This window comes from Paenibacillus sp. AD87 (assembly GCF_001659845.1).
GTDB classification, from domain to species: domain Bacteria; phylum Bacillota; class Bacilli; order Paenibacillales; family Paenibacillaceae; genus Paenibacillus; species Paenibacillus marchantiae.
Genome location: NZ_LXQN01000007.1, coordinates 4,072,548 through 4,089,010 on the forward strand (window position 1 = coordinate 4,072,548; position 16,463 = coordinate 4,089,010).

Annotated in this window: 10 protein-coding genes; 5 read left to right on the top strand and 5 right to left on the bottom strand. The window is 46.2% G+C overall.

The annotated features are described in order from the left end of the window. Positions 1-360: 360 nt before the first annotated feature. Positions 361-2,604 carry an AraC family transcriptional regulator gene (locus gpAD87_RS17760; RefSeq protein WP_064639504.1) on the top strand — a complete coding sequence of 748 codons (2,244 nt, stop codon included), beginning with the start codon at positions 361-363 and terminating at the stop codon, positions 2,602-2,604. Between the two features lie 117 nt (positions 2,605-2,721). Here gpAD87_RS17760 and trmB read toward each other — a convergent pair whose 3' ends face one another. Together trmB and gpAD87_RS17770 are read right to left on the bottom strand one after the other, a co-directional pair. After that, positions 2,722-3,471 (bottom strand): tRNA (guanosine(46)-N7)-methyltransferase TrmB, encoded by a 750-nt coding sequence (gene trmB / locus gpAD87_RS17765; protein ID WP_064639506.1) that lies wholly within the window; start codon positions 3,469-3,471, stop codon positions 2,722-2,724. A 152-nt stretch (positions 3,472-3,623) separates the two neighbouring features. Further along, positions 3,624-3,824 (bottom strand): hypothetical protein, encoded by a 201-nt coding sequence (locus gpAD87_RS17770; RefSeq protein WP_062320234.1) that lies wholly within the window; start codon positions 3,822-3,824, stop codon positions 3,624-3,626. 272 nt (positions 3,825-4,096) lie between these two features. Between gpAD87_RS17770 and gpAD87_RS17775 the strand changes: the two genes are divergently transcribed. The 4 genes from gpAD87_RS17775 to gpAD87_RS17790 all read left to right on the top strand — a co-directional run bounded on the left by gpAD87_RS17775 (position 4,097) and on the right by gpAD87_RS17790 (position 7,863). Then, positions 4,097-5,050, top strand: a complete 954-nt coding sequence (locus tag gpAD87_RS17775) for a TIGR01212 family radical SAM protein (RefSeq protein ID WP_064639508.1) — start codon at positions 4,097-4,099, stop codon at positions 5,048-5,050. A 1-nt stretch (position 5,051) separates the two neighbouring features. Continuing rightward, positions 5,052-5,636, top strand: coding sequence for a class I SAM-dependent methyltransferase (locus tag gpAD87_RS17780; RefSeq protein WP_064639510.1), 585 nt, complete (start codon positions 5,052-5,054; stop codon positions 5,634-5,636). 187 nt (positions 5,637-5,823) lie between these two features. Then, a complete protein-coding gene (locus tag gpAD87_RS17785; protein ID WP_064639512.1) occupies positions 5,824-6,801 on the top strand; it encodes a type I phosphomannose isomerase catalytic subunit in 978 nt (325 codons plus the stop codon). 84 nt (positions 6,802-6,885) lie between these two features. Beyond that, complete coding sequence (locus gpAD87_RS17790) at positions 6,886-7,863, top strand: alpha/beta fold hydrolase (RefSeq protein WP_064639514.1); 978 nt, start codon at positions 6,886-6,888, stop codon at positions 7,861-7,863. 120 nt (positions 7,864-7,983) lie between these two features. On the opposite strand, the gene odhB is transcribed toward gpAD87_RS17790, so the two are convergent. The 3 genes from odhB to gpAD87_RS17805 all read right to left on the bottom strand — a co-directional run bounded on the left by odhB (position 7,984) and on the right by gpAD87_RS17805 (position 16,447). Further along, positions 7,984-9,261, bottom strand: coding sequence for a 2-oxoglutarate dehydrogenase complex dihydrolipoyllysine-residue succinyltransferase (odhB, locus tag gpAD87_RS17795; protein ID WP_064639516.1), 1,278 nt, complete (start codon positions 9,259-9,261; stop codon positions 7,984-7,986). Between the two features lie 5 nt (positions 9,262-9,266). Beyond that, positions 9,267-12,140 (bottom strand): 2-oxoglutarate dehydrogenase E1 component, encoded by a 2,874-nt coding sequence (locus gpAD87_RS17800; RefSeq protein ID WP_064639518.1) that lies wholly within the window; start codon positions 12,138-12,140, stop codon positions 9,267-9,269. 677 nt (positions 12,141-12,817) lie between these two features. Then, positions 12,818-16,447, bottom strand: a complete 3,630-nt coding sequence (locus gpAD87_RS17805; protein WP_442950741.1) for a DUF5704 domain-containing protein — start codon at positions 16,445-16,447, stop codon at positions 12,818-12,820. Between the last annotated feature and the right edge of the window lie 16 nt (positions 16,448-16,463).

Genomic DNA, 16,463 nt, shown 5'->3' on the forward strand with positions numbered 1-16,463 from the left:
TGGAGCTCTGTTTTTATTGTAGTTGCCCTAAGTGCTACCGGATACTGAATCATTCGGCCGGATCATGAACGATTCTGCGAAACGGAATATGAACAATATGAACGAACACTGAAATGATGCTTGAGCGTTCACAAAAGTTGATATCGTGCATAGGTTTAACCTAGTGAACAATAAAGCGAAAGTTGAACTTTAGCTACGGAAATCGGCCATAGCATGCTGTCCACCGTTGATGTAAACGCATACATACTATATAATTCGAGATACATCCGTGATTCACCACGCCCATATATGAATTCTCATCCTTCGCTATGAAGTCTAACTTTGTTCATCCAAAACAGGAGGTCCACGGGAGGAAAGGTCATGCGCAAACGTTCAGAGGACAGTCAGAAGGTGTTTGCACGGATTCTCATCGGCATTATTGTTAGCACCGTTGCTACCTTGCTTGTGGCTTCTACCATTTTGTACGTCAACTATAATCGTATTGCCCTTCGTCAGGTCTACCGAACCGATATGAACGGTCTTACCCAGACCAGTCGTGAAGTCTCCAAGATGACCGAGACCGCCAAATCACTGTCTTATCAGATTTATCAGGATTACACCATCTCTGCCCTGCTACTCTATTCAAATCCGAGTATCTATGAAATTACGTCAGCGATGGAACAACTCGACAACTATCGCATGTCCCTCCCTTTTATCGAATCCATCTATGTATATAACTCCAAAAATGATGAGTTCTTTATCAGCTCCAATGAGGTTCGCAATGGACAACAATCCATCTCTGAAATTGACGATCAAGGGATTACAAGTATCCTCGACCGTTTCCATGATTACAAACCTTTTGTCCCCATTCCGCGTACATACCAAGTTGGCTCCACCGAGGAAACCCAAGTCAGCAGTTATACGTACCTCTGTTACGACACGATCAATGACAATGCTACACTGAATTATGCTGTTGTCGTAAATATTAAGGACGACTGGCTCAGTCCCAATATGAACTCAGCTGATCAGCCAGGGAAAACGTTTATTATCAATGAACAGGGACAGTTATTGTCCGACTTCAGCAATCGTGCGCTAATGAAAGATTTGTCCAATGAAACGTTTATGCAGCCAATCCTAGAAAACAAGGAGCAGTCCGCCTACTTTACTGCAGAGGTTGATGGAATAAAGTCACTCATTACCTACACTGCTCCTGATAACCTCGGGTGGCGCTATGTAAGAATCACGCCTTATGACCTAATCACCTCAGATATTCGTAATATGCGGACACACACCGTTCTGTTTTGTATTGGGCTATTAATTGCGGGAGTGTTCTTGTCCTACCTCGTGTCCCGGAAGCTATATCATCCCATTGATAAAGTGCTTGTCCGAATGCGTGTGATGGAAGCGGAGCGTCGTGGCAGTCTGCATCTATTACGACAGGATTTTCTGCGTGGGGCTTTGCAAGGACGTGAAACGGTAACGGGAGGCATGCTGGAGGACAGAATGAAGTTTTACGGCTCTTCTGTTGATGTTCATCGTCTAACCAGACTGGTACTGCTTCGTATTGATCATTTTACCGATTTCAGCGATACCTACCGGGATGAAGTCCAACTTATAAAATACGCGATGATGAACATTTGCACGGAAACGGCTGACCTTTACTACCACACCGAAGCTGTGGATATGGGCAGCGATCTGATCACACTTATCTTTAATGATAAAGTCCAGGATGAAGCTGATGAGCATTGCGCCATTGAGGACCTGCTGCGCATGATGCAGGCTGCCGTGATGACACATCTAAGATGTTCCATTTCATTTACCATCGGACCAGTGGAAGATTCACTGGAAAACAGTATTGCTTCTTATACTCGATCAGCAGAAGCTTCTCTTCATCGTTTGTTCATGGGTCCTGGATGCCTGATTTATACCTCGGACATCATGGCGTACCATGCCAAAGAATATGCTTTCCCTGTTGGAAAAGAGAGACAGCTGATTGATTGCCTGATGACAGGCAAGACAGGCGAAGCCAAACAGGTCTATGCAGACATCGTGAGCGAAACGGCAACATATCCATTTACCGTATTTCAACTGGCTCTGTCCCATCTGACCATGACTCTGAATCATGTGAGAAACACACTCAAAAAGAACAACCAGCTTACACTTGAATCCATCTCCGATCGTTCAATGCTTCCGATTCATGATGCCGAGGATCTTAGTGAAGTTCACGCCCACTTCTATCGCATGTTCGACGAGCTTGGATCCAAAGTTGAGGAGAAAAGAACGCTTAAGCATGAGGAACTCATTCGCAAAATTAACTGCATTATTGAACGAGATTACGCAGACACCAATCTTTGTCTGACCTCGATTGCAGATGAACTAGCCATGTCACCCATCTATGTCAGCAGACTCTATAAACAACTAACGTTAAAAGGTCTAACCGATGTTATTAACGAGACCCGCATAGCCAAAGCGCAATTCCTGCTCATTGAGACGGAAAACTCTGTAGCTGATATTGCTGAGCAAACCGGGTTCACCAACAGTTCTTATTTCTATCGGATGTTTAAGAAATTCAACGGGGTTACTCCCAACGATTATCGACGTAAGGAGCTTCATTCGGAGCTTTAGCAGAAGTAAAACGAACTTCCACAAGTGACGTCATGAGATTAAGTTCCATCAGAACAGCAAAAAAAGCGTGATATGAGGATCTGGTAGCCAGATGCATATCACGCTTTTTTTATAATATTACTCTTGATCTTCGCCAGACTCGTCCGCAGCTTCCCGAACTTTATACTTGTCCAAGCGGATTTGTTGATACTCGCGCAAGGCCTCTTCACCAACGATAACTTCAACCCGGTGAATGTTCATACCTTTGCCCATGAATTTCTGCTCATACTCTGTCATGACATGCTCTTCATTCAATCCATCACGGTGCAGGTTCAGAGACAAATTGGTCATTTGCAGACCAAAGTCGGCAATTGCATTGAGAGAGAAATCAAACAATGTCTCCGAATCTGTTTTGAAATGAATCTGTCCTTTGGTGTTAAGCAGTTCCGTATATTTCTTCAGGAAACGTGGATGTGTCAAACGACGACGTGCATGCTTGGCTTTCGGCCAAGGATCGCTGAAGTTCAGATAAATCCGTTCCAGTTCTTCCTGTTCAAATACTTCCTCAATCTGTTCGATATTAGCCAGCGCCAGCTTCAGGTTGGGTGGTGTCTCCACTTCTGCCTGACTCCATGCTTTCCGAGCCTTCTCGCTGGCACGACGCACCAATTCATCATACATATCAATACCGATAAAATTGAATTCCGGATATTTATAACTCATTTGGCTGATAAATTGACCTTTACCCATGCCAAATTCCACAAAGATTGGATGGTCATTGCCAAACAGTTCAGACCATTTTCCTTTGTACTGTTTGGGATCAAGAACAACGAGGTCAACTTGTTGCTCCAAATTTTCACGAATCCCTTTTCTGCCACGTAAACGCATCTTATTCCTCCGTTTATCCATACTTGTCTCAGAATCATTTTGCCGAAGAACTGGCTAATTGTAAAGAGCAATGAAAAAGGAATCTTCGGATCTGCCACTTTGGGGCAAATCTCAAAGATTCCCTCTTCGATTTATTTGGAATTGGGGTCCAACTACTTTAATAGTTCATAGTCTACCTTATCTTGGTGTGAAAAATCAAATGTCTTTTCGAAAGCATCGCGAACTTTTTGTCTTGCAGCCGCTTTCACTTTCGGATTGCCATTGAAACGAACACCTGTCAAAGCCAGAGCTTCTTCTGCCGTCAGTTCTACAGAAACATGATGAAGATCATTATTTTTAACTTGGGAATTCATTCATATCACCTCACGGTTTAGTATGGTCCATGACGTCAACATTGATTCAAATGCTATGATGAATAATACCCATTAGATGGTGTCTGACGCTGGTTTAAATATAACATAATGTGTAAACTATAGCAAGGATAAAACCTCGTTTCTACGGCCTATTTTTGCGACTAGATTCCCCTTTTTTTGAGTTTTTTGATACAATGGTAAAAGTTCAAAAAGAGTCGAATTCGGTAATAGAATAAGCAAGCCATTAGGTAAGCCAAAGGAGTACCCTGAAGATGAATGCACCTTCAATACAACCTCCTCTTCTGTGGGGAGATAAACGATTCCATACCTGGAATTACGAAATGAGAGACGAATTTAACAATAAGGTTTTCAAAGTGATGCTGGATGCGGGTTTCACCTGCCCGAACCGAGATGGATCTATCGCCAAAGGAGGCTGTACATTTTGCAGCGCTCGTGGATCGGGTGATTTCGCCGGTAGCAGACGCGATGATCTGGTCACCCAATTTAATACCATTCGGGATAAACAGCATCTGAAATGGCCGACAGCTCACTACATTGGCTATTTCCAAGCCTATACCAACACATACGCACCCGTTGAAGAACTGCGTGAATACTTTGAAGAAATTTTGAAGCAGCCCGGTGTCGTGGGGCTGTCCATCGCCACTCGCCCTGACTGTTTACCGGATGACGTCGTTGATTACTTGGCTGAATTGAATGAACGCACCTACCTATGGGTTGAGATGGGTCTGCAAACCATTCACGAGTCCACGTCAACCCTAATTAACCGTGCGCATGATACGCAGTGTTATGAGGAAGCCGTTGCGAAGTTACGCAAACGGAATATTCGGGTGTGTACACATATTATTTACGGACTGCCTCAGGAAACCCATGAAATGATGCTGGATACCGGACGGGCTGTTGCCAACATGGATGTGCAGGGAATCAAAATTCATCTACTTCATCTGATGCGCAAAACGCCAATGGTGAAACAGTATGAAGCCGGGCTCCTTCGTTTCCTGGAACAAGACGAGTACATTAAACTCATCGTCGATACGCTGGAGATGCTTCCACCGGAAATGATTGTACACCGTCTTACAGGTGATGCACCGCGTGATTTGCTGATTGGGCCAATGTGGTCCATGAACAAATGGGAAGTTTTGAATTCGATTGATCGTGAGCTGCGTGAGCGGGATTCCTGGCAGGGAAAATACTGGAGGGGTGCATAAGATGGGCTTTCTTTCGGTTTTAAGTTGTGCCCATCAATGGATTTCTTCCCGTTTACAGCCTGGGGATTTAGCTATTGATGCAACGGTTGGCACGGGGGCGGATACGCTGTTTCTGGCACAAAAAGTTGGTAAACGTGGTCAAGTCATTGGTTTCGATATACAGAGCGAGGCACTTACCTTGGCGCAAGCCCGTATTCGCAAACAAGAGGATAGCGCCAGATTGGGCTCCATCTCCATGCTTCAATTAAGCCATGATCGAATGGCTGAGGCCGTTCCTGAAACATGGCAGGGTAATGTCTGTGCTGTAATGTTCAACCTGGGGTACCTGCCTTCGGAAGGTGCGGACTCCACCATAATTACGGAAACAGACAGTACTATTGCTGCTCTCCAGGCTGCACTAGCATTGCTCAAGCCGCGTGGCATTATTACGGTTGTGCTGTATCCAGGTCATGATGGAGGTTCACAGGAAGCCGATGCGGTACTGGAGTGGTCCACTGCTCTACCTGTAGAGCTGGCACAAGTGGTGATTTATCGCCAATTGCAGCGTGATGCCTCTCCTTTTCTGATTGGCATTGAGAAAAAATAATTTCCTTTGTTCCACAAATGAAATAAACTAGACACAATCGCAACAAAGCACTCTTTGGGTTCAATTTATGCGATTTGTGTACTACATAAAGACGTGCAACCGTATTCACTGTTACATTCATGCCAACTACGCGGTCATGATTGATTAAAGCGATCCACCATTTCATATACTAGAGGAGAGATTAGGAATGCCTACGCCATACCCACTGCAATTTCAACCAGAGTTCAAAGAACGTGTATGGGGAGGCCGCGCGCTGGAGCAATTCGGCCTAACGCCACCTGAAGGACATATAGGAGAAGGCTGGATGATTGCGGATCATCCCAATGGTACAACCCAGGTATTAAATGGAGTTCTTGCTGGAAAAGGCCTGGACGAAGTTCGTGAACAGCTGGGCACAGCATGGCTTGGAAACAAAGGAGTTTCGGAAAAGGGCGGACGATTCCCGCTTCTGATCAAACTGCTTGACTGTAACGATGATCTGTCCGTACAAGTTCATCCAACAGATGATTACGAAGCGCTCCCTCCTGGCGAGCTTGGCAAAACGGAAATGTGGTATGTGCTGGATGCCAAACCAGGAGCTCATATCATCTACGGCTTGAATGAAGGCGTTGACCGTGAAGTACTGAAGGAAGCGCTGGAGAATGGTACGGTCATGGATACCCTTCGTCAAGTACCTGTTGAGGCTGGAGATACGTTCTTTATCCCTGCGGGAACGGTACACGCTCTATGCGCAGGTGTCGTTGTTGCTGAGATTCAGCAAAACTCGGATACAACATACCGGATTTACGATTATAATCGTCCAGGCCTGGATGGCAAACCACGTGAGCTGCATGTTGAGGATTCATTGAATGTAACGGCTTATGAGGGTGCTGGCGCCACGACGATGAAAACCAACAACGCAACTCCAGGTGAGTGGCTGAAGCTTGCGGAATGCCCATACTTTGTAGTGGAAAAAGGGATTGTTGCAGAACGCTGGGAGCTCTCTACAAGTGCTGAAAGCTTCACTATTCTTGTGGTCTGTGAAGGTAGCGGAACGCTGGAGTGGGATAATGCAGAATCGGATAAAATTGAATTGAAAGCTGGACAATGTTACTTACTGCCTGCCAACCTGGGCTCCTATACGCTGGATGGCAACACTACTGTTCTTCGCTCTTATTTGCCTTAATTGAATAATAAAATATCTATTCAAGGGTGAATTCCCTGAATTGAACTGGCTTTAATGTGACCTGTGAAGGAGGATTTACACGAGATGCAGGAATCTACCTTTAGCCTGCTTGGCAATGAAGGTACCCGTATTCATGTGTACCGCTGGCTTCCCGATCCGGAGTGCAACATCAAAGGTGTGGTCCAGATTGCACATGGCATGAGCGAGACTGCTGCCCGATATGCTGAATTTGCCCAACATCTCACCACGCACGGCTACGCGGTCTACGCGAATGATCATCGTGGTCATGGTAAAACGGTCGAAAACTCGAATTTGTTGGGCAATGCCGGCGTCGATGCTTTCCGATGGATGGCGAGTGACATGATGAATCTGGGCGGAGTTGCCGCCAAAGAAAACCCAGATGTGCCCCTCTTTCTGATGGGGCATAGCATGGGGTCGTTTTTGGTACAGCATCTAATGTATGCTGGCCACGAGCGTTACCATGCATTTATTTTGTCCGGCACCAATGGCAAGCGCGGTCTTCTTCGGATTGGAGAGAAACTGGCTTTCTTGCAGTGTGGCATTCAGGGGACGGGTCATCCAAGTATGCTGCTCAATGCGCTTGTATTTGGTGGATTCAACCGTTCTTTCCGTCCGGCAACAACGCCGTTTGATTGGCTGTCTCGGGACCCCAAAGAGGTCAAGCAGTATATTGATGACCCTTTGTGTGGAGCCGTCTGCTCCGCAGGTTTTTTCCGTGACTTTTTCAAACTGCTGTTGGACATTCAGTTGCCACGTAACATGAAACGTATACCTAAAGATAAATCTGTATATCTGTTCTCAGGTGAACAAGATCCGGTCGGACTTCATGGCAAAGGAGTGCTTAACCTGGTCTCCCAATATCGGGAGCTTCAGCTTGAGGATATCGAATACCGTCTCTATCCGGGGGGACGCCACGAAATGCTGCATGAGACAAATCGGACTGAGGTTGCAGGGCATGTCGTGGAGTGGCTGGAGAGGCATACGCCCGACTACAGTGCCCATCATTCCACAGTACATTCAGAAACAGCCGATTCCATATAATGCGACATAAATTACCTATTCAATGACGAAAGCCCTTGAACGGGTGCACAGCATACTGTGCTCCGCGTTCAGGGGCTTTTTTTATTTATAAGATGGCAATTTAATGTTAATCGTTATGGATTACCCTTCGATCAGCAAAGACTCTGGATCTTCAAGCAATTCTTTCACCGTCACGAGGAAACGTACGGCTTCGCTACCATCAATGATACGGTGATCGTACGACAGGGCGATATACATCATCGGACGGTTCTCCATCCGCTCTGCATCAATGGCTACTGGACGAAGCTGAATTTTGTGCATTCCCAGAATCCCCACCTGAGGTGTATTCAAAATTGGTGTGGACAACAGGGAGCCAAATGTTCCGCCATTGGTAATGGTGAAGGTTCCACCTTGCAGATCAGACAATGCCAGTGTGTTGGAACGCGCTTTGGACGCCAGGTCAGCAATGCTTTTCTCGATCTCAGCGAAGCCAAGACGATCTGCATCACGTACAACCGGTACGACAAGACCTTCTTTGGCAGATACCGCAATTCCGATATCATAGTACTTTTTGAGAACTACATCTTCGCCATCAATTTCCGCGTTAATGGTTGGGAACTTTTTCAGTGCGCCTACAACTGCTTTGGTGAAGAAGGACATGAAGCCGAGATTGATTTCATGTTTCTCTTTGAACTTGTCCTTACGACGTTTACGAACATCCATGATTGCCGTCATATCCACTTCGTTAAACGTAGTCAACATCGCTGCAGTCTGCTGTGCTTCTACCAAGCGTTTCGCAATGGTAGCACGACGGCGGGACATACGTTGACGCTCCACTGGTTTGGTGTACGTGGAACCACCTGCTGCCGGAGCACTAGGTGCTGCAGCGGGAGCTTTAGCAGGAGGCGCTGTAGGAGCGGCAGCCTGAGTGCTGTGAGTTTTCACATCATCCTGATAAACACGGCCAATCGGATCCTTGCTCTGTACCTGATCGAGCTCAATACCACGCTCACGTGCAAGTTTGCGAGCAGATGGTGAAGCTGTCTTCGAGCTGCTATCCGAAGACTCCGGTGCTGCAGCAACGGGTGCTGGTGGCGGAGTAGGAGCTTCCGGTGCAGGAGCAGCTGCTTGTTTCTGCTCCGTCGCTGCTGGTTGGGAAGCGGGCGCGCCGCTTCCTCCTCCAGTTCCAGCTGAAAGTGTTCCAATCGTTTCACCAATTTCTACAGTCTCGCCTTCCTGGCGAACAATTTTCTCAAGAACACCGCTCTCTTCAGCACTGATCTCAATATTTACTTTATCCGTTTCCAGTTCCAGAAGAACATCACCCTGATTAACGGTTTCGCCTTCTTTGACCAGCCATCTGGATACAGTTCCTTCCGTTATCGACTCACCCATTGCAGGTACTTTAATTTCACTCACAGCTGTTACCTCCCCAGTGGAATATTATTCTTCGTCGTTTGCTTCAATGCGGATGTAATGATCTGTTGCTGTTCCATGCCATGCACAAGTTGATAACCGCTGGAAGGACTCGCATGTTCCGGGCGACCTTCGTATTTAACGGTTGTTCCTTCTGGCGCGATTTCACGAAGACGAGGCTCCATGTATGTCCAGGCACCCATGTTTTTGTTTTCTTCCTGTACCCACACCAGCTCTTTCAGCTTGCTGAAACGTGCAAGTACACGCTTGATTTCTTCCGCCGGGAACGGATACAGCTGTTCGACACGAATAATGTGAAGCCAAGACCAATCTGCTTTATCTTTCTCAAAAGCATCTTCCAGATCGATGGCGATTTTACCACTGCACAAAACAATGCGCTCTACGCGATCCGGTTTTGTGCCCAATCCTGCTTGCTCAAGCACAGGCTCAAACTTGCCTTCGCTGAACTCTGTTGCAGGTGAAGCGACACGAGGATTACGAATGAGACTTTTCGGCGACATCATAACGAGCGGCCGAGCATCTTCCGTTTCAGTCAACGAAGCCTGACGACGCAACAGATGGAAATATTGCGATGCACTTGTCAAATTCGCAACGGTCATATTGTCTTCTGCACAAAGCTGCAGGAAACGCTCCAGACGAGCACTTGTATGCTCAGGTCCCTGCCCTTCGTTCGCATGCGGGAGCAGCATGACCAGACTGGATTTTTGTGACCATTTGGCACGGCCGGCAGATACGAATTGGTCAAAAATAACCTGTGCACAGTTGGCAAAGTCTCCGAATTGTGCTTCCCAGATTACAAGCGTATCTGGTGAATAGACGTTATATCCGTATTCGAAACCAACAACGGACTCCTCAGACAACGGACTGTTGTAGATGGCAAAAGATGCTCTTGCCTGTGGCAGATGATGCAGTGGGCAGAATTTCGCACCATTCTCGGAGTCATGCAACACCAAGTTCCGATGGGCAAACGTTGCACGCTCTGCATCCTGTCCACTGATCCGGATTGGTTTGCCATCTGCAAGAATGGTAGCAAACGCAAGCGTCTCTGCAAGACTCCAGTCTACTTTCTCGCCTTCGTTCAGAGATGTGCTTCTGCGCTGCAAAATACGCTGCAACTTCGGATACACATTAAAATTCTCTGGCCATTTCAGCAAATCGGCGTTAATTGTCCGCAGATTTTCCAATGGTACCGCAGTTGGAATAATCGAAACGACTTCTGGCTCGCTAATTTGACGTTGATAATATTCATGTACTTCATTGTTCTTCATCTGCTCGTATGCTTCTTTTAAGCGGTTCGTCACAGCTTCACGAATGCTGTTGATGGAGGCATCGTCGATAACCGATTCCTCTTTCAGATGATCCTGGTACAAGTGACTAACCGTTGGATGAGCTTTTACTTTGTCATACACCGTCGGCTGTGTTGTTTCTGGATCATCCGTTTCGTTATGACCATAACGACGGTAACCGATCAGGTCAATTAAGAAGTCCTTTTTGAACAGGTTACGGTATTCCGCTGCCATACGAATAGCTGCGATACATGCATCCGGATTGTCTGCATTGACATGCACAATCGGAATTTCATATCCTTTGGCAAGGTCACTCGCATAATACGTTGAGCGTGAATCACTGCTGTCTGTTGTGAATCCAAGACGGTTGTTCACGATAATATGAATTGTTCCGCCATTTTGGTAACCAGGCAATGCTTTGAAATTGAGCGTTTCTGCTACAATACCTTCCCCAGGGAAAGCCGCATCACCATGCATCAGAATAGTTGCTGCTTTGGTTACATCCTGCTTCGGATATCCGGGATCACGGCGATCATCCTGTGCTGCACGTGCAAAGCCCTGTACAACCGGATTTACATATTCCAGGTGACTCGGGTTATTGGCTAGCGTAAGACGCGCTTGTACTGTTTCACCGTCTTTTACATAACGGTTTGCGCCCAGATGATATTTGACATCCCCCGTCCAACCGTAATTGATTCCTGTTGACCCTTCGGAAGGAACCAAATCCTTGTTCGGAGAATGATGGAATTCAGAGAAAATTTTGCTATACGGCTTGCCCAGTACATGAGCAAGTACGTTCAATCGACCACGGTGAGCCATCCCCATCAGAATATGGCTGGAACCAGCGTGTGCCATAATTCGGACTGCTTCATCCAGCATAGGGACTAACACGTCGTTACCTTCAATGGAAAAACGTTTTTGCCCAACAAATGTTTTGTGGAGGAAATCTTCAAATTGCTCCACTTCAACCAAACGTTCCAGTAAAGCTTTACGCTCCTCTGGATTAAGCGGTGCCGGCGAAGTACGAGATTCTGCACGGCGGTTCAGCCATTCCCGCTCATGAACCTCATGCACATGGCTGAATTCATAAGCGATAGGACCAGTATATATTTGCCGCAGGCGCTGGATGGCATCCAATCCTGTTACCGTCTGTCCATCTGCACCTTCCCAGATCAGGGAAGCTGGCAGAGCTTTCAAATCTTCTTCATTCAATTCAAAATGCTTCGGTTCAAGCAAAGAAGTATCTGAATCTTCACTGATTCCAAGGGGATCAATATCGGCCGCAAGGTGACCATAGGTACGAATATTCATTACCAGTTTCCCTGCTGTAACCGCTTTCTGTAATAGTTGAATATCCACGCTTCCGGAAGCCTTTTGGGCGTTGCCAAAATACGAGACTGTATGTGCATCCCTGCCAGACATCGGCGGTGCACCCCATTGTTCAAATAATTCCCGATAAGCCGGTGTAACTGCACCCGGGTCTTCGGAGTATAATTCATATTGTTCCTGTACGTATCCCATATTCGGGCCATAGTAACTTTCCCAGGGTTTCTTGTTGCCTTCCTCGATCGTCATCGACGTTCCCTCCGTCTTGATTTAGTCATAAGTTTTTGACGGAAATCATTGACTAAGCCGTAATTTGCGTTCGTTCAACATTTTAAGCTAAATTTTTCATGAAGTCCAATAATCGTGCTGTTGGTGGTAGTAACGTTGTTCCGACGCTCCCGTCAAGGTTTGTCTGCGTTTTCAAAATCATAGTAAACTGATGATTGTATATACCGTCGCACAGATGTCGAATACTGTCCTGATCCGTTCGAGGGTTACACCTTCCTCAACTTTTTCAAGTGAAGTCCGTGTTCTAATATCTATTCTATAAACTTTTACGCTCAGGAGCATTTCCTATTTTTAGTTCAATTGATGCATAAATTAGATGAATCGAATAATTGGAACATTTCCGACCCACAAATGTGCTCTGATTGTATGGCGTTTTGTTGTTAATCGCTTATCCTGCGATGGTTTCTACACCTTTTCAGATTTCGCCCGATTTGTAGCCTCCTTATTTAGAATTGTGGTCCATAATGTTCAAAAACAAACCGTCAAGATAAATATTAACCATTTGGCTTGATATTCAACAAAAAAATGGGTGTCTCTTGCAATCCAATGTTTTAAACCAAAAGCCGCCTGAATGCGTAAAAGCATCCGGGCGGCTCTTTTGGACTTAGTTTATTTAAACTGACAGACATTTCATTTTTTTAATGTGGCACCTGAGACTGAAAATCGCTCCGGCTGGACTGATCTGCATGGTAAAAGACCACATCGCCATCCTTTAAGAGCCAAGTTCTGCCTTGACTGTCTACTGGACTGTTGTTGAAACCTTCCATCTTCCACTGATTCATCAGTGGAGCATAAATGTATTGCAGGTGTGGAGCTTCTGTATTCCCATCTCGAAGTGTCTCGATATTGAAGTTGACCACGATATATCCGTCCTTCAGAAATACAGAAGCCTTTTCATCCAGTTGATTTTGTCTGGCGAGCGATTCGAGATTGGTTCCCTTCGGCACGGCGTATACATCAGCAGGCAGGCTGTATTCTCCGTACCAACGCTGGATCGCCGCATTCGCTCGGTCCACACTAACACCCGAAGGAATGTCTGTCTTTGGTCCAATCAGTGTACGAATGGAAGCGGGTAGGATCATCCAGTCATAGCGGCCTACCCACGTTTTCTGGTGAGAGGTTTGATCTACAAGCGTAACCATATAATCAGCGAGCGATCTCTGGTTACGTTCATCGGCTGTCAGTTCATACGTATACTGATAACGCGCCGTATCCCCCAATTCCGTACCGGGTACATTACGCAATCTCGAGTTCAGGACAACAAACCGTTTCTCCAAATCCTGCGCCGATCCTATCCGAATTAGTCGCTCTTGACCGCGGTGGTAGTATAGATCGACTTCTTGTCTGGAAAAGCCGTCTTTGCTCACAAAGTAGAATGTTGGAGTAATTCGAACACCATCCTGTTTGCCAAACATATTTCCTTTTGTTTTCAGGTCGAACTTGATATGGTAACCCGTTTTCACCGCAATATTACTAAAACCCTGCACAGGGTGACTGCCTGGGCGAACAGGTAACACGAATGGTGCCAGATTCCCTCGCGGATCACCATCAATACTATTAAGTCCTGTCCAGTAACTCACCCCTGTCGGCTCTGAACTCCCGAGCTGCTTGCGGAACACATTTTCCCAATTATAATCAGCGATATCCGTAACGTGAAAATCATACAATCGCCCAATAACCTCCACCGGAACCGTATCTGCCGCAACATGATGGGTCAGATTTGTGTTGGCCTCTTGCTGTTCGGTGAATGTCGAAGGAGCATTTTCCGCAATATTGCGAAATTCAATTCGGTAATGTCCTTCATCCACCCATACTGGAAGATAGAAAATGGTATCCAGTTGGTTAACCGGAATGTCCACCCAGGTCTTGGCTGGAATGAACTGACTCCTATCGGCGTTATAGACGTCAAATGGGAAACGAATCTGCTTGATGCGAAAATACTTAGCATAGTCCCTATTGCCATAACCCGGGTAACTGGTTGCTTCCAGATGCTGCCCTGAGGTCGGGATGCGCACGATAAACGGTCGTTCCAGAATAAGCGCCGAACTGGTCGGATCAGGCACTGTTTTCTGGTTATGGGGCTGATCATCAGACACCCAGGCGTAGTTAACGACAGGCGTGTGCACCGTGACAAAATTGATTCCTTGAATAGAAAACTTCTGATCCTGACCGCCTTTAATGTTTCCAGGAATCAAGCCATATGCGATCTCGCCCGTTGTCGGTTGGTCCGCCTTGTTGACCAGTGCATTCTGAATAGTTAAACGATTCTGGTACAGCACGTTGTCGCCGATCATACCAGGCTGTGGAATTGTCCCAGGTCGCGGAGCAGTCTTATCCATCGAAGCAGAATCCATCACAGTGGTACCGTTAAACACTACCTTGTCATTATTTACAGTGTTCTCTTTAACCTCGGCTTCTGCTTTGGTTTGGAATAATGACGTCTCATCAGGTGTAGGCGGCTCGCTGTCACCGCCTGACTTTGTTTCAGTGCCAAGGTCGATTTCCTTGCAAGGTGCAGGTTTCACATGTGCGGTAACCGCATCATCATTAGCCGATTGTAAGGTCGGGGGTGTATATCCGTTTGGAGTCAACGTTACTGTACCACCGTAGCCACCAAGTGCATAATTGGATATCGTAGCTTGATTTAGCTGGTAGACTTCCAAATTATCAATCTGCCAATAACTATATTGTCGGATGACCTGCATTGGTTTTTCCACAGGAACGTCTAGTTCCTTCGGTTGTGGAGGTGTGCCTGGATCATTCGGCCCTGTCGAGGCTCTGCCCGGAATCGTCCATGTTTTGTGATACTTCTTTTTTACGTTGACCGTATAAGTCACTGTTCCCGTCATGTTCACCCAACGGTGCTGGAACAAGTATCCTCTAGCCATGACATTTGCATAGAGATCTTCAGAAGTCGGGATGCCACGGGTGACATCAAACTTCTCAGATCCCCGATCATCAGCTTTCAGCACTCCCCGGACAGATGGGTCCATGGCAGCCGAATCGATCAACGCTCCTTTATTAGGTGGACTGATAGTCACGGGGCAACCCACAACACCACCGCCGTTACCTGGATCAGTTCCCCCGTCTCCTCCGTTGCCTGTGCAGTCCTTTACCTCTAACACCTGTGTTCCTCGCTCATCCAACTGCTGGGCAGTGTCCACAAATCGGGCAGTGATGGTGGTGCTGCCGACGATACCTTTGATCGTCATTTTCCCATCTGCACCTATGGTCGCTACTGCTGGATTGGAGCTTTGCCAGGTCAATTTGGGATGAGCGGTAAGCTCATGAACAGAAAGATCTGACTTGGTCAGGATAGCTTTAGCTTGCAGCGGTGTAGCTGTGTCTGCTTTACAAGCGTTTGGCAGGTTCACAATGAGTCCTGGTTCGGACGTTACCGTAATGTCAGCCGTATCCGAGATGAGGTATGTACCGTTGTTCCAGATTGCACGCACAAAAGCAGTACCCGGCTTTTCAGCCTTCACCATTCCGGTTTTGGGTTCAATACTCACAATACTCGGATCGGATGACCACCAGGTGGTTTCAGCTTCGCGCCGACTTACGTCGATGCCTTCACTAAATTGAGTTGCACCATAGTTTTTCGTTTTAACTTTGGCTACCATCTGTTTAGTTTCTCCGACCGTTAGAGTGGAGTCTGGAGTTACTTCGATTTGCTTTTCTTCTTCGAGATCCCCTTCCCAGATGATATCCATTGGTGTATGGTAGGCTACTACTTGCTTCACACAATTTTGATTAGTTTTACCACCATTTTCGAACTCTGTTCGATCACTTACTGAATGATTCCCTCCTGTTTTTGTGTTGATTTTTACAATGGTACTATCTCTTCGTATTACCGTTTCACCAATTCCTGTATAAGAAGTTTGCTGTAATCTGGTTTGATAAGTAACACTTTTTATTCTTATAGACTTAAGAACTGATGAAGTTATAGGATATCCATTATATTCATTCCATTGAGTAGCAGGCCAATTGGAAAAGTCAACTTCATCGGGTATATCTTTTTCGTCAGGATAAGGAGACGAACAAGACAAGGGATTCAAGTTTCTAGAGAAAGTAGGCCCAGTAGTATGATCAGCTTTAAAACTTCCATCATCAAGCTGATACCAATAAACACCTGGATTAGCAACTCTTGGTGCAGATTTTACGGTCAGGACAGATGGACTCTTCATTGATTTTGGACCGTACGGATCATTGGTAGCTGCTTGAATTGGAAGATAAAATGTACACATAGCACCTACAATTAAAAACATAACGTTAAATACTAAC